Raw genomic sequence first — 12434 nt, 5'->3', positions numbered from 1 at the left:
TCCGCTGGTGTTCGTGCTCTTGGTCGGTCTGTTGACGCATGACTCTCGCCTGCGCGCCTACAGCCTCCCTTTCTCCGTTACGGGCCTGCTGATCGCCGCGTACCACAACCTGCTGTACTACGGCGTCATTCCCGAAGGCCTCACGCAGTGCGCGGCCGGCGTGTCCTGCACCGCCCGGCAGATTGAGTGGCTGGGATTCATCACGATTCCCCTGCTCAGCCTGAGTGCTTTCACCGTCATCACCCTCAGCCTGCTGCTCTCCAAACCCCGAGGTACATCATGACACAGTCCTCCAAGAAAGCCCCCGTCCTTCTGCTGGCCCTCGGCGCGCTCGCTGTCCTGGCCACCATCGTGGTCCTGAGCCTGGCCAACCGGGGCACGTCACAGGCCGCCGCCCTGCTGGCCGACGCCAGTGAACGCCTCATCCGCGCCGACAGCCCTGCCCTGGGCCCCGCCGACGCCAACGTCACCATCGTGGAATTCTTTGACCCGGAATGCGAAGCCTGCCGGGCCATTGAACCGGACCTGATGAAGTTGCTGGAGAAGTACGACGGTCAGGTACGTCTGGTCGCGCGCTATTTTCCGCTGCACAGCAACTCCGTCCTCGCCGCGGGTCTGATTGAGGCAGCCGCCAAAGAAGATGAGGCCAAACGCTGGCGAGCCCGGGATTACCTGTTTACTAAGCAGTCCGAGTGGGGCGAGCAGCAGACTCCACAGACCAGCAAATTCCTGGACTACGCCGCGAACCTGGGCCTGGACCGCGCGCAGGTGCAGCGCAGCCTGGAGTCAAAAGAAGTGCGGGACCTGGTTGAACGCGACCGGCAGGACGGCGTGGCCCTCGGGGTCAGCGGCACACCCACGTTCTTCGTGAATGGGCAGCGGCTTGAGCAGCTCAGTGTGCAGGCGCTGGAGGCGGCCATTCAGGAGGGGGTCAAGTAACCGCGAGCAACCCATCAAGATGCGCAGAGACGAGGCCCCATGTGGGGCCTCGTCTCATTTCTGGCTGCGTGCCGGCCCACAGCCTCTGTACCGGAGCGGCCCAAGCGACAGCCCACGCCCTGCGTGTGATCTATGAATTGCTGCTCATCCTTTGGTCCAAGCCACTTGATACATTCACGCCGTCTTATGCGGATTCACATGTTTGGCGCGGCGCTCATGGCGGCGGTCTTGATCTCTCTGGGCTCGGCCGCCAGCATCACCGTCAAAGCGGGCGACACCCTGTCCAGCCTTGCGGCGCGCCATGGCACCACGGTCACGGCCCTGCTCCAGATCAATCCAAGTGTGCGTGCCAACCAGCTCCGGGTCGGTCAGAAGCTGACGCTGCCCACCCGGCCGGCCTCAACTCCTGGGGTGACCGTCCGCGCCGCCTCGGTGCGCGTCAGCGCGGTGCCGCCCGTTCAGGGCCGTCTGACCACGCCTTTTAATGCCCAGCATGGGGGGCTGGACCTGGCCGCCCCCACCGGTACGCCCATCCGCGCGACCATGGCCGGCACCGTCAAGAGCGCGGTCTTTGATGCGCGCAACGGGTGGGGCTGGACCATCGTGCTGGAGCATGCGGGCGGCCTGACCACCCGGTACAGCCACAACAGCGTCAATCTGGTGCGTACGGGCCAGCAGGTGGTCACGGGACAGGTCATCGCGCGTGTGGGCAGCACGGGCAACAGCACCGGGCCCCATCTCGATTTCCGCGTCTATCAGGCAGGCATTCCCGTGAACCCGTACGGTCTCTTTTAAATCTGAACAGATGTGAAAGGAGAGAGGATGCGTTCCTGGCCCGTCCCAGTCCGCTGCGTCTGGCGTTCCGATGTGGCTTGGGCGGCGCTGGGTGGCGTGCTCGGTCTGGGGTTTCTCGTCTCGAGCTGGAGCTGGCTCGCCCCCTTGCCCCTGGCCCTGCTCTTCCGTGAGATCACGCGGCGCCCCCCCACCGACACGTTCAAACTCACCTGGCTCTTCGGCGCCGGGTTCTTCGCCGCCCACCTGTTGTGGCTGCCCAGCAGCCTTTCGGACTTTCTGGGCCCGGGTGCGGTCATCCTGAGTGTCCTGCTCATCGCCCTGCTGGCCAGCCTGTGGGGGCTGACCGCTGCCCTGACCCGCCGGCTCCTGGGTTCTGCCACGCTGTGGGGCTTGCCCCTGGCCTGGACGGTCATGGACGCGCTGCGCGCCGCCGGCCCATTTGGGTTCACCTGGGGCAGCCTGGGCTACGCCTGGGCGCAGACGCCCCTGGTGCAGGTGGCGGACCTGGGGGGCATTGCCCTGGTGGGCCTGCTGGTGGCTTTGAGTGCGGCTGCCCTGGTGTCGGGGCGGGGTTTGGGACAAAGCGCGGTGCTGGGTGCGGTGCTGCTGGCCGCAGGCTACGGCCTGACCCGCCCAGCCGCGCCTGACAGCACACAGCAGGTCCTGCTGGTCCAGGGCAACATCGACCCCCGGCTCAAAGCAGCAGGTCGCCGCACGGAAGAACTGACGCACTACCTGACTCTGACGGCCGCTGGCCTGCGCGCGGCGCCCGCCTCCCTGGTCGTCTGGCCGGAAACGGCCGCCCCGCAGGCCCCCACCACGGCGCCTGTCCGCCGCGCGCTCGCGGCCGTGCCAGTGCCCCTGCTCCTGGGTGCCCCCACCCAGGACGCTGGCCTGCGCAACAGTGTGTACGCGGTGCAGGCGGGACAGACGTTGGGCCGCCAGGACAAACGGCGACTCGTGCCCTTTGGGGAATTCTTTCCGGCCCGCGCCGCCCTGAACGGAGTGTATCGCGCGGTGTTCGCGGGGTTGGGCCTCCCGCCCTTGACCGGCACAGTGCCTGGCACCACCACACAGCCCCTGATCCTGGGCCCCCTCCGGGCTGGTGTCCTGATCTGCTACGAGTCCACCTTTCCAGGCGTGGCCCGCGCCCTGGTGACCCAGGGGGCCAATCTGCTGGTGACGGCGTCGAACGACGCCTGGTTTGGTCCGTCCACTGGCGCGGAGCAGCACTTCCAGATGGGCCGCGTGCGCGCCATTGAAACCCGGCGCTGGTGGGTGCGGGCCGGCAACGACGGCATCAGTGCGGCGGTCAACCCTCAGGGCCAGGTGGTGGCCCGCTTTCCCCGGGGTGTGGCGGGCGCATTCACCGCGCCCTACGGTCTCGCTGAAACCCGCACCCTGTTGGTTCGCTGGGGTGACTGGGTGCCGCTGCTGGCCGGCATCGGCCTCGCCCTGATGTGGGGTCGCCAGCGCTGGCTGACCTGGCGACTCGCCGATTGACGGTTCATCTCCAGCAGAGGCAGCTGTCCTTGGCGGCAGCACACCCCCGTCATAGGCTGTATGCATGAATATATTTGCAGACATACGTTTGAGGCGGTGTTGTGGACCTTCCCAGGAGAGGCGACATGTCGGGTAGGACGCTGGCCAATTGGCGCCGCTGGCTGCCGCCGGTCATAGCGGCCGTGCTGGTGATCATGCTGGTCGCGGCCCTGACGCGCCCTGACCGCTCAGGGAAAGCTGGGAGCCCCCTGCTGGACAAGCCCGCCCCTGCCTTTACCCTGCGCAGCCTGGACGGCGTGGAGGTCCGGTTGACCAGCCTGAAGGGCCGCCCCGTCGTGGTGAACTTCTGGGCCTCCTGGTGCGTGCCGTGCCGCGACGAAGCGCCACTGCTGCGCTCATTGAGTGAAACCCAGAGTGACCAGGGCCTTGCGGTCCTGGGCATCTCGTTTCAGGAGCCGGAACTGCAAAAGGCCCGTGACTTCATTCGGGCGTACGCCCTGGCCTACCCCAGCTTGATTGATCCAGGCGCCCGCACGGCCATCAATTACGGCGTCAGCGGCGTACCGGAAACGTTTTTCATTGACCGGGAAGGCATCGTCCGCAGTGTCGACCGGGGCGGGCTCACCACGGCCCGGTTAAGTGAAGGCCTGCGCCGCATCGGGATCAACTGGCCATGAGACGAACCGCCTCATGGCTTCTGCTCAGCAGCACGCTGCCAGCTGCGACAGCCCTCACCCCCGCACAGGAGGCGCAGGTGCGCCAGATCGGAGCAGAGCTGCGCTGTCCAACGTGCACCGGCCTGCCCATCACCGAGAGCGGCGACGCACTGAGCGTTCAGATGCGGCGGGAGGTTCGTGAACAGGTCAAAGCGGGTCGAAGTCAGCGCGAGATTGACGAGTGGATGGTGTCGCGGTACGGCCGCGCCGTTCTGTTGAAACCACCGAAGCAGGGGCTGAATCTGGTGCTCTGGGGGATGCCGTTCCTGGCCCTGGGGGCAGGGGCCGTGCACTTCTGGCGCACCTTGCACTTCCGGCAGACGAGGCGGGGGCCACGCACAGCGACCGATCCATATCTCGCCCAGGTGCGTCAGGCCACGCGGCCATCAGAGAGCGGCGACCGTTGACTTCGGTCGCCGCTCCGCCCAGCCTTTTACTGCCGGTGCTCGGGATGGGGGTCTACACTCAGCCACTGCTGATGCACTTGGGCGTGACTCAGGTTGAGGTGGACATGCTCATCCACGTGATCCACCGCGCTCAGCGGAAGCCAGTGATGCTGGCCGGACTCGTCCTTGGTGAGCTTGATGTACTCGCCGTCCAGACGGTCCACCTGGCCATGGGGCTGACCATCGGCGCAAACAACGGGCATATGCTCTCTGATCTGATCTTGTCCAGTCATTGTGGTGCCTCCTGAGCCCCGAACGTACGCCTCAGCCCCCACGCCCCGATGAAGCCCGAGCCAAGTCGCCTTCATATCTGAGTAGACTTACATATGAGCGTCAGCTCAGCTATCATCAGGCCATGACCCCCACCACCCGGAAGGACCATCCGGACCACCTGACCTATTTCGTTGAGGGCATGGACTGCGCCAGCTGCGTGCAGACGGTCGAGCGCATGGTGGCCACGCTGCCCGGCACCAGTGAAGTGAAGACCAGCTTTACCAAACAGACCCTGACCCTGCACCTGGACGAAGGGCAGACGCCCCGGGGCACCCTGGAGAAGAACCTCAAATCGCTGGGGTACGCGCCGTCTCTCCTGGGCCCTGCCGCGTCAGCGGGGCCCCAGGGCCATGACCCCCATGCCGGTGATCACGCGGGCCACACCCATGAGGTCGCGCCCGCCGGCACGCCGTGGTACCGCACCGGTCAAGGCCGACTGGTCGTGGTGTCCGGCGCACTGCTGGCGCTGGCCTGGCTGCTGGGTTTCCTCCAGCCGTCGCTGTCGACCGCGGGCTATATCGCCGCCACCCTGCTCGGCGTCTGGCCGCTGGCGAAAAAGGCGCTCGCCAGTGCCCGCCTCGGGGACCCGTTCAGCATCAACATGCTGGTCAGCCTGGCGGCGATTGGCGCTGTGGCCATCGGGGAAGCCGCCGAGGGCGCCGTGGTGGTCTTCTTCTTCGCGGTCGGTGAACTGCTTGAAGGCGTGGCCGCTGGCCGGGCGCGCGCCGGTATTCAGGCGCTCGCCGCCCTGGCCCCGAAAACCGCGTTGCTGCTCGACGGCCCCCAACCCCGGGAAGTCCCCGCCGACACCCTTCAGGTCGGCCAGACCGTGCAGGTCAACCCCGGCGCGCGCGTGCCCGCCGACGGCACCATCCTGACCGGCACCTCCAGTCTCGACGACAGCCCCGTGACCGGCGAAAGTGTGCCCGTGGTCAAAGGCCCCGGCGACGCCGTCTACGCCGGCAGCATCAACACGGACGGCACCCTGCACCTCCGGGTGGACAAGGCAGCGGCCGACAACACCATCGCGCGCATCATCCACATGGTGGAAGAAGCCGAAGGCAGCAAAGCCCCCACCGCGCGCTTCATTGACCGGTTCAGCCGGTACTACACCCCTGGGGTCGTCCTGGTCTCCGCCCTGGTCGCCCTGGTGCCGCCCCTGTTCTTCGGTGGGCTCTGGCACGACTGGCTGTACAAGGGCATCAGCCTGCTGCTGATCGGCTGCCCCTGCGCGCTGGTGCTGAGCGTACCTGCCTCCATCACCAGCGCCATCAGTGCCGGGACCCGGCGTGGCCTGCTGATCAAGGGCGGCGCGGCGCTGGAAACCATCGGCTCAGTGAAAACCATTGCCTTTGACAAGACCGGCACCCTGACCGCCGGCCGGCCACGGGTCACCGACGTTGTGGGCGAACAGCTGGGCCGGTCGGACGTCCTGCGTCTGGCGGCCGCCGTGGAGTTCGGCAGCAGTCACCCGCTGGCCAAGGCCATCACGGCGGCCGCGCAGCAGGAGGGCGTGACCATCCCCGCCGCTCAGGACGCGCAGGCCCTGCCAGGCAAGGGAGCGAGCGCCACGGTGGAGGGCCGCACCCTGAGTGTGAGTTCCCCGCGTCACGCAGCAGCACTCGCCCCCCTGAGTCCGGCGCTTCTCAGCACCATCACTCAGTTCGAGGCGCAGGGCCGCACCGCTGTGGTGCTGCTGGACGGCGCCACGCCTTTGGGGGTGCTCGCCATCCGCGACGAACCTCGCGCCGACGCCCGCGCCGCACTCGCCCGCTTGAAGGACCTGGGCATTCAAACGGTCATGCTGACGGGCGACAACGCCCGCACCGGGCAGGCCATCGCCCGTGACCTGGGGCTGGACGTGCAGGCCGAGTTGCTGCCCGAAGACAAACTGCGCCTCATTGCCAGCTACAAAGCGCAGGGTGGCGTGGCGATGGTCGGGGACGGCATCAATGACGCCCCCGCCCTGGCCCAGAGTGATGTCGGGATCGCCATGGGGGGCGGCACCGACGTGGCCCTGGAAACCGCCGACGCGGCCCTCTTGCGCGAGCGGGTCTCGGGTGTGGCTGACCTGGTCGCCCTGTCGCGCGCCACCATGGGCAACATCAAGGTCAATATCGCCTTCGCCCTCGGGCTCAAGGCCATCTTCCTCGTCACCACCCTGCTCGGCTACACCAACCTCTGGATGGCCATTCTGGCCGATACGGGCGCCACCGCCCTGGTCACCGCCAACGCCCTGCGCCTGCTGCGCTGGAAAGCCCAGGAGGCCCCGACCAGTCCCGCTCCCCTCACGGACGCTGCGGTGCCCGCATGACGGTCACAAAGGCGCCCATCACCCTCTACACCGTCCCCAACTGCCCGGACTGCCACGCCATCGCCCGGCTGCTCACCCGCTGCGGGGCCGCGTACACCGAACGGAACCTGCGTCAGGACCCAGCGGCCCTGGCGGCGCTGCGCCAGGTCACCGACGTGCGGGTCGCGCCCGTCACCGTGGTGGGTGACCAGGTCTTTTTCGGCACGGTGGACCAGCAGCGCCCCGGCCTGCTCGCCGCGCTCAAGGGCACAGGATGAAGTGGCGCCCCCTTCTCCTGGTCCTGGCGCTCCTGGTCGCCGAAGGCCTCCTGAAAGCCTGGGCCGTCGCCACCCTTGAGCCAGGGGTGAATCGCCCGCTCATCCCCGGTGTCCTCCACCTGGGCTTCACCCTGAATCCTGGCATGGCGTGGGGCCTCCTCGGGGGCTTCGCGGCGCCCCTGGCGGTGCTGCGGGTGCTCGTCGGCACCGGTCTCGTGGGCGCCCTGGGCCTGGGCCGTGTGCCCCACCGCTGGATCTGGCCCCTGGCCCTGATCGCAGCGGGCGCCCTGGGCAACGGCCTGGACGGGCTGATGCGGGGCGCCGTGGTGGATTACCTGACGTCACCCCTGCTGGACACCGTGTCCAGACTGGTGTCCAAAGCGCCTTTTCCCATCTTCAACCTGTCGGACGTGCTGGTGTGTGCTGGGACGGGGGCGCTCTTCGTGCTGGCCTGGCGCCAGGACCGCCGCGTTCACCCGCGTGGGTCGCAGCCGCAGTCATGAGCCAGGCGCACCCTCACCATCTCACGTTCTCTTCTGGAGACCCTATGAAACGACTCCTGCTGCTGTCCCTCACGGTCTTTCTCGCTGCTTGCAATCAGAACGGGGGTGAGATTGAGGGCGTCAAAAGTTTCAAGTTCGAGGGCGGCGCCCACAAGCCAGGCCGCCTGGAGTACGCGCAGCGCCCACCGGCGGGCGGGGAACACAACTCGGCCTGGCAGAACTGCGGCGTGTACGAACGGCCCATCTACGACGAGTACGCGGTGCACAGCCTGGAGCACGGGGCAGTCTGGGTGTCCTACCGGCCGGATCTGGCGACCAGTCAGGTGTTGCAACTCCGCGAGGTCCTGGACGGCCGGACTTACACCCTGCTCTCGCCCCACGAGACGCAAAAGGCCCCCATCGTCCTCAGTGCGTGGAACAAGCAACTGGAGGTGCAGGACGCCTCGGATCCCCGGATCAAAGCGTTCGTCCAGACCTACGAGCAGGGCGGTGAAGCACCAGAGATAGGAGCCTCATGCAGCGGCGCGTACGACGACACCGTCTGATTCGCTGGGCAGGTGCGGCGCTGGCCACCGCCGCACTGGGTGCCGGCCTGGCCGTCGCCTGGCCGGCGCCGCCCCGCGAGCCCAGTGCGGACGTGACCTTCGCCCGCGATATGGCGGCCCACCACGCCCAGGCCGTGACCATGAGTGTCAGCCTCCTGAGGCGCGCGGCCGACCCCGAAGTGCGCCTGCTGGCCCAGGACATCCTGCTGACCCAGCAGGCGCAGATTGGGCAGATGCAGGGCTGGTTGATGGCCTGGGGCCGGCCGCTGGCTGGTCGGGAGGCGCCCATGAAGGGCATGGACCGGTCGGCCATGGGCATGGCGTCAGCGGCCGACGAGGCCGCGCTGAACACCCTGCCCGTGGTCACCGCCGAGACCCGGTATCTGCTGCTGATGCGCCGCCATCATCAGGGCGGGGTGGCCATGGCAAAGGCGGCCCTGAACGCGGTGCGCCGCCCGGAGGTGCGGGCGTTTGCGAAGCGGGTCGTGAGCGCTCAGACCACAGAAATTCAGGCCATCGACGCGATGCTCAGGGCCCGCAAAGTCAGCGTTCCGCCACCCGCCCCGTCCCACTCGATGGACACGGTGGATCATGAGTGACCACGGCCACAGCCACGGCGCCGCTGCCAATGCCCGCCAACTCACGCTGGCGCTGCTCCTGACCGGCAGTTTCCTCGTCGTTGAGGTTATCTATGGCCTGCTCTCGGGCAGTCTGGCCCTGCTCTCGGATGCAGGCCACATGCTCACCGACGTGATGGCCCTGGCGCTGTCGCTGTTCGCGCTGAAGATCGGCCAGCGGACCGCTGATCGCCGCCGCACCTTCGGGTACCGCCGCGCGGAGATTCTGGCGGCCACGGTGAATGCGGCGGCCCTGTTCGCCATCGGGCTGTACATTCTCGTCGAGGCGTATGGACGGCTGCAGGCCCCGGTCGAGGTGCAGACCACCCCGATGCTGATCGTGGCCACCCTGGGGCTTGTGGTCAACCTCATCAGTGCGCGCCTGCTGGTGCAGGGCAGTGGGGACAGCCTGAACATGAAGTCGGCCTACCTGGAAGTCATGGGTGACCTGCTGGGGTCAGTGGCCGTCATCGCAGGCGCGCTCCTGATCCGCTTCACCGGCCAGACCTGGATTGATCCGGTGCTGGGGGCGTTGATCGGCCTTTGGGTGTTGCCGAGAACCTGGCAGCTGCTCAAGGCGAGCGTGAATGTCCTGATGGAAGGGGTGCCCGGCGGCCTGGACCTGGACGCGCTGCGCGCGGAATTGGCGGCCCTGCCCGGGATCACCGATGTACACGACCTGCACGTGTGGAGCGTCACCAGCGGCCAGCACAGCCTCACGGCGCATCTGGTCAGCCCGGCGCCATCTGCCGACGTGCACGCCCTGATCAGCACAGTGGCCACTCGCCACGGGATTGAACACGTCACGGTGCAGCTTGAAGCGCCCGGCGCCCATGACCGCGCCCAGACCCACCTGCACCCCTGACTGTATCCAGGAGAAGGACACGCCATGACCTCTGAATTCCTTCCGCTTTCACGGGCCCCCCGGCCCTGGCTGCGCTCACTCACCCTGGCGCTGCTGGCCGTGGCGGCCCTGCTGTCCCTGGCCCTGCTCTACAGCCGCCTGCGCAACCCGCAGGGCCTGCTCGGCACAGCCTACCCGCCTGGCACGGTGGCCCCGCCCCTGGCCGGCACCGGCGACGACGGCCGGCCCCTGGCTCTGGCTGATTTCAGGGGCCAAACCGTCGCCGTCTTTTTCGGCTTTCTGAATTGCCCCAACATCTGTCCCACCACCCTGGCGGCCCTGGAACGGGTGCGCCAGACACTTCCAGAGCGGCAGCGCAAGGACTTTGTGAGTCTGCTGGTCACGGTTGATCCGGGGCGGGACACGCCGGCGGAGCTGCGCTCGTACGTGCGCTACTTCAGCCCGGACGCCCGCGGCCTGGTGATTCCCAAGGTGCCGCTGCGTCAGGCGGCCGCCGCCTGGGGCGTCGGGTTCGAGTATTCGAATATCACGGCGCCCGACCGTTACGACGTCAACCACACGACCGGCGTGTACCTGGTGGACCGTGAGGGCAACCGGCGGGTGGTCTGGGATTACACCCAACTGAACCTCACGGACCGGATCGCCGCAGACGTGCGGACGGTGATGCCGTGACGGCGAGTTCAGTCACCAGCGTCTACACTGACGTAATGAGAACCGCCTCTCAGGACGACGTGTGTGAAGTGACCTGCCTGCATCCGGAGGCCGTCCAACTGGCGCGCACCCATCAGCCTGAGGACGTCTGCATCGAGGACGCCGCCGCCTTCTTGAAACTGATGGCGGACCCCACCCGGCTCAGGATTCTGAGTGCGCTGAAGACCACTGAACTGTGCGTCTGTGATCTGGCGGCCGTGGTGGGCATCAGCGAGAGTGCGGTCAGTCACCAGCTGCGCCTCCTGCGCACCGGCCGCATCGTCACCTTCCGCAAGGAGGGCCGCATTGCCTATTACCGGCTCCTCGATCACCACGTGACGACCACCATCCGCAATGCCCTGGATCACGCGACCGAGTAGGGGCCAGCGGCGGACACTGACGCTCGCCCTGCTGGGCGGCGCGCTGGTCAGCGTGCCCACCGGGTGGTGGCTGGCGGACAGCCTGCGCTGGCGCGCACCGCTGTACTGCATTGAACAGCCGGGTCAGCTGTGGGGTGGCCTGGCCCCCTTGCCCGCCGGCCTGAGCCCGACGTGCCCCGACAGCGCCAGTTACCGTCAGGAGGTGCGCGCCGGCGAGAGCCGGGTTGAGCAGTATCTCGTGCCAGGCTGGGAGCCGCTGGCCGCCGCCCGGGTACTCCGGGCCAGGGGCTACGTGCTGCTCGATGACGAACTGATGGCCCCGGACCACTACTCGGTCTTTCTGGGCAAGGCGCTGCCGGCCGAACTGCACTACACCGCCGTCAAACAAGGCGACCAGACCCTGATCACTATCAGCGGAGGGCCACGTTGAGCAGGCCGCTGAATGGCTTCGATGCCAAGAGCCCTGGCCACTGAAACACGTCATGCGGAGACGGCATCTCAATGGGTCTAGCCATTGTCAGCTTTCTGACGGAGGCGCACCAGCATCCAGATGCTGACCAGAATCAGCGGAATGCTGATGATGTGGGTGTCGGTAAAAAAGCCGATGCCGGGGGCGTCCAGGCCCTGGTTCAGGTAGGCCTTGGGAGACAGGGGGTTGAGGCGGAAGGTCTCTTCCCAGCCGGCGCGCAGCACGCTGTACCACAGCCAGAACTGCCAGAAGGCCCAGCCCGGAATGCGCGAGCGCAGCCAGAAAAACGCCGCCACCGACAGAATGATGCCGATAATCACGCCGTACAGCTGGGCAAAATGCACCGGGGCCGTCATGACCATCTGCCCGCCAATCTGCTGGCAGTACTGGGACAGGTCCATGTCGGCGTTGGGGTTGCGCACGCACATGCCGTCGTGGAACGCGCGGGCGCTGTCGGGCCAGCGGAAACCAACCGGCCAGCCGGTGACGCGCCCCACCGTGTCCGTGCCGTTCATGATATTGCCAATGCGCCCGCCGATGATGCCAAAAGCCACGCCGGGCACGCAGAGATCGGCGTAACGGTAAAAGTCCATGCCCTTGCGGCGGGCGTAGTACAGCATGACCAGAATGCCGCCGATCAGGCCGCCGTGAATAGAGATGCCGCCCTGGCGCAGGTTCACGATATCCAGCAGCACGCGCGGAAACGGCGTGTTCTCAAACTGGTTCCACGAGGTCGCCACAAAGACCAGCCGCGCGCCCACCAGGCCCCAGACGATCATCCACAGGATCATGTCGTTAAACAGGTCCACGTTCAGGCCGCGTTCGCGCGCCATCTTCGTGCCGACCCACACGCCCGCAACGATTCCAAGCGTAATCAGCACGCCGTACCAGGCAATGGTGAAACTGCCAATCTGCAAAAACACTGGATCCATACCTGCCTCCTGCCGCGCTGGGCGGCCCATCACCGGACATGAAGATGATCATGCTGCCAATTGAGGTGGATTTACGGCTGCGGCCGTCAACCGAGCGCCGCGGTACTGCGGCTGACTGCATCACGCGTCCTTATCCTCTCTAACGGTCCTGCCGCCCATCAGCGCCGGGATCAAGAAGGCCCAGCCACTG

The 12434-nt window shown here is 67.1% G+C and carries 16 protein-coding genes and 1 pseudogene; 15 read left to right on the top strand and 2 right to left on the bottom strand.

Going from position 1 to position 12434, the window contains the following annotated elements:
- The 6 genes and pseudogenes from K7W41_RS19590 to K7W41_RS19565 all read left to right on the top strand — a co-directional run.
- Window positions 1–283 (top strand): annotated as a pseudogene (locus tag K7W41_RS19590) (hypothetical protein); the annotation flags it as partial.
- Window positions 280–939, top strand: coding sequence for a DsbA family protein (locus K7W41_RS19585; RefSeq protein WP_107139506.1), 660 nt, complete (start codon window positions 280–282; stop codon window positions 937–939). The pseudogene K7W41_RS19590 and the gene K7W41_RS19585, both read left to right, overlap by 4 nt.
- A 186-nt stretch (window positions 940–1125) precedes the next feature.
- Window positions 1126–1734, top strand: a complete 609-nt coding sequence (locus K7W41_RS19580; protein WP_107139505.1) for a M23 family metallopeptidase — start codon at window positions 1126–1128, stop codon at window positions 1732–1734.
- Between the two features lie 27 nt (window positions 1735–1761).
- Complete coding sequence (gene lnt, locus K7W41_RS19575; RefSeq protein ID WP_107139504.1) at window positions 1762–3237, top strand: apolipoprotein N-acyltransferase; 1476 nt, start codon at window positions 1762–1764, stop codon at window positions 3235–3237.
- A 125-nt stretch (window positions 3238–3362) separates the two neighbouring features.
- Window positions 3363–3914: a TlpA disulfide reductase family protein gene (locus K7W41_RS19570; RefSeq protein WP_107139503.1), complete on the top strand. Its 552-nt coding sequence runs from the start codon at window positions 3363–3365 to the stop codon at window positions 3912–3914.
- Window positions 3911–4360 carry a cytochrome c-type biogenesis protein gene (locus K7W41_RS19565; protein ID WP_107139502.1) on the top strand — a complete coding sequence of 150 codons (450 nt, stop codon included), beginning with the start codon at window positions 3911–3913 and terminating at the stop codon, window positions 4358–4360. Before K7W41_RS19570 ends, K7W41_RS19565 begins: the two co-directional genes overlap by 4 nt.
- Before the next feature lie 26 nt (window positions 4361–4386).
- Here K7W41_RS19565 and K7W41_RS19560 read toward each other — a convergent pair whose 3' ends face one another.
- A complete protein-coding gene (locus tag K7W41_RS19560) occupies window positions 4387–4632 on the bottom strand; it encodes a DUF2171 domain-containing protein (protein WP_107139501.1) in 246 nt (81 codons plus the stop codon).
- A 122-nt stretch (window positions 4633–4754) separates the two neighbouring features.
- Between K7W41_RS19560 and K7W41_RS19555 the strand changes: the two genes are divergently transcribed.
- The 9 genes from K7W41_RS19555 to K7W41_RS19515 are packed head-to-tail and all read left to right on the top strand — an operon-like array spanning window position 4755 to window position 11273.
- A complete protein-coding gene (locus K7W41_RS19555) occupies window positions 4755–6986 on the top strand; it encodes a heavy metal translocating P-type ATPase (protein WP_107139500.1) in 2232 nt (743 codons plus the stop codon).
- Complete coding sequence (locus K7W41_RS19550; protein ID WP_107139499.1) at window positions 6983–7243, top strand: glutaredoxin family protein; 261 nt, start codon at window positions 6983–6985, stop codon at window positions 7241–7243. Before K7W41_RS19555 ends, K7W41_RS19550 begins: the two co-directional genes overlap by 4 nt.
- Window positions 7240–7746, top strand: coding sequence for a signal peptidase II (locus tag K7W41_RS19545; protein ID WP_107139498.1), 507 nt, complete (start codon window positions 7240–7242; stop codon window positions 7744–7746). The genes K7W41_RS19550 and K7W41_RS19545 overlap by 4 nt, the downstream gene beginning before the upstream one ends.
- A gap of 44 nt (window positions 7747–7790) precedes the next feature.
- Window positions 7791–8291 carry a DUF3105 domain-containing protein gene (locus K7W41_RS19540; protein WP_107139497.1) on the top strand — a complete coding sequence of 167 codons (501 nt, stop codon included), beginning with the start codon at window positions 7791–7793 and terminating at the stop codon, window positions 8289–8291.
- Window positions 8261–8890, top strand: coding sequence for a DUF305 domain-containing protein (locus tag K7W41_RS19535; RefSeq protein WP_107139496.1), 630 nt, complete (start codon window positions 8261–8263; stop codon window positions 8888–8890). The genes K7W41_RS19540 and K7W41_RS19535 overlap by 31 nt, the downstream gene beginning before the upstream one ends.
- Window positions 8883–9773 carry a cation diffusion facilitator family transporter gene (locus K7W41_RS19530; RefSeq protein WP_224611936.1) on the top strand — a complete coding sequence of 297 codons (891 nt, stop codon included), beginning with the start codon at window positions 8883–8885 and terminating at the stop codon, window positions 9771–9773. Before K7W41_RS19535 ends, K7W41_RS19530 begins: the two co-directional genes overlap by 8 nt.
- 24 nt (window positions 9774–9797) lie before the next feature.
- A complete protein-coding gene (locus K7W41_RS19525; RefSeq protein WP_224611935.1) occupies window positions 9798–10445 on the top strand; it encodes an SCO family protein in 648 nt (215 codons plus the stop codon).
- Window positions 10446–10480: 35 nt separating this feature from the next.
- Window positions 10481–10843 carry an ArsR/SmtB family transcription factor gene (locus K7W41_RS19520; RefSeq protein WP_114673598.1) on the top strand — a complete coding sequence of 121 codons (363 nt, stop codon included), beginning with the start codon at window positions 10481–10483 and terminating at the stop codon, window positions 10841–10843.
- Window positions 10818–11273: a hypothetical protein gene (locus K7W41_RS19515; protein ID WP_224611934.1), complete on the top strand. Its 456-nt coding sequence runs from the start codon at window positions 10818–10820 to the stop codon at window positions 11271–11273. Before K7W41_RS19520 ends, K7W41_RS19515 begins: the two co-directional genes overlap by 26 nt.
- 77 nt (window positions 11274–11350) lie before the next feature.
- Here the strand turns inward: K7W41_RS19515 and lgt are convergent, their stop codons facing one another.
- The gene (lgt, locus tag K7W41_RS19510; RefSeq protein WP_224611933.1) at window positions 11351–12244 is read right to left on the bottom strand and encodes a prolipoprotein diacylglyceryl transferase; all 894 of its coding nucleotides are present in this window, start codon (window positions 12242–12244) and stop codon (window positions 11351–11353) included.
- Window positions 12245–12434 lie beyond the last annotated feature (190 nt).

The sequence above is a fragment of the Deinococcus multiflagellatus genome (genome assembly GCF_020166415.1).
In the GTDB taxonomy this organism is placed as follows: domain Bacteria; phylum Deinococcota; class Deinococci; order Deinococcales; family Deinococcaceae; genus Deinococcus; species Deinococcus multiflagellatus.
This window is presented reverse-complemented; position numbering and strand designations above follow the sequence as displayed.

Excerpts from the sequence above, each read along its gene's own strand:
- K7W41_RS19585 (WP_107139506.1), top strand. The coding sequence starts at position 280 with ATGACACAGTCCTCCAAGAAAGCCCCCGTCCTTCTGCTGGCCCTCGGC.
- K7W41_RS19580 (WP_107139505.1), top strand. The coding sequence starts at position 1,126 with ATGCGGATTCACATGTTTGGCGCGGCGCTCATGGCGGCGGTCTTGATC.
- lnt (WP_107139504.1), top strand. The coding sequence starts at position 1,762 with ATGCGTTCCTGGCCCGTCCCAGTCCGCTGCGTCTGGCGTTCCGATGTG.
- K7W41_RS19570 (WP_107139503.1), top strand. The coding sequence starts at position 3,363 with ATGTCGGGTAGGACGCTGGCCAATTGGCGCCGCTGGCTGCCGCCGGTC.
- K7W41_RS19565 (WP_107139502.1), top strand. The coding sequence starts at position 3,911 with ATGAGACGAACCGCCTCATGGCTTCTGCTCAGCAGCACGCTGCCAGCT.
- K7W41_RS19560 (WP_107139501.1), bottom strand. The coding sequence starts at position 4,632 with ATGACTGGACAAGATCAGATCAGAGAGCATATGCCCGTTGTTTGCGCC.
- K7W41_RS19555 (WP_107139500.1), top strand. The coding sequence starts at position 4,755 with ATGACCCCCACCACCCGGAAGGACCATCCGGACCACCTGACCTATTTC.
- K7W41_RS19550 (WP_107139499.1), top strand. The coding sequence starts at position 6,983 with ATGACGGTCACAAAGGCGCCCATCACCCTCTACACCGTCCCCAACTGC.
- K7W41_RS19545 (WP_107139498.1), top strand. The coding sequence starts at position 7,240 with ATGAAGTGGCGCCCCCTTCTCCTGGTCCTGGCGCTCCTGGTCGCCGAA.
- K7W41_RS19540 (WP_107139497.1), top strand. The coding sequence starts at position 7,791 with ATGAAACGACTCCTGCTGCTGTCCCTCACGGTCTTTCTCGCTGCTTGC.
- K7W41_RS19535 (WP_107139496.1), top strand. The coding sequence starts at position 8,261 with ATGCAGCGGCGCGTACGACGACACCGTCTGATTCGCTGGGCAGGTGCG.
- K7W41_RS19530 (WP_224611936.1), top strand. The coding sequence starts at position 8,883 with ATGAGTGACCACGGCCACAGCCACGGCGCCGCTGCCAATGCCCGCCAA.
- K7W41_RS19525 (WP_224611935.1), top strand. The coding sequence starts at position 9,798 with ATGACCTCTGAATTCCTTCCGCTTTCACGGGCCCCCCGGCCCTGGCTG.
- K7W41_RS19520 (WP_114673598.1), top strand. The coding sequence starts at position 10,481 with ATGAGAACCGCCTCTCAGGACGACGTGTGTGAAGTGACCTGCCTGCAT.
- K7W41_RS19515 (WP_224611934.1), top strand. The coding sequence starts at position 10,818 with ATGCCCTGGATCACGCGACCGAGTAGGGGCCAGCGGCGGACACTGACG.
- lgt (WP_224611933.1), bottom strand. The coding sequence starts at position 12,244 with ATGGATCCAGTGTTTTTGCAGATTGGCAGTTTCACCATTGCCTGGTAC.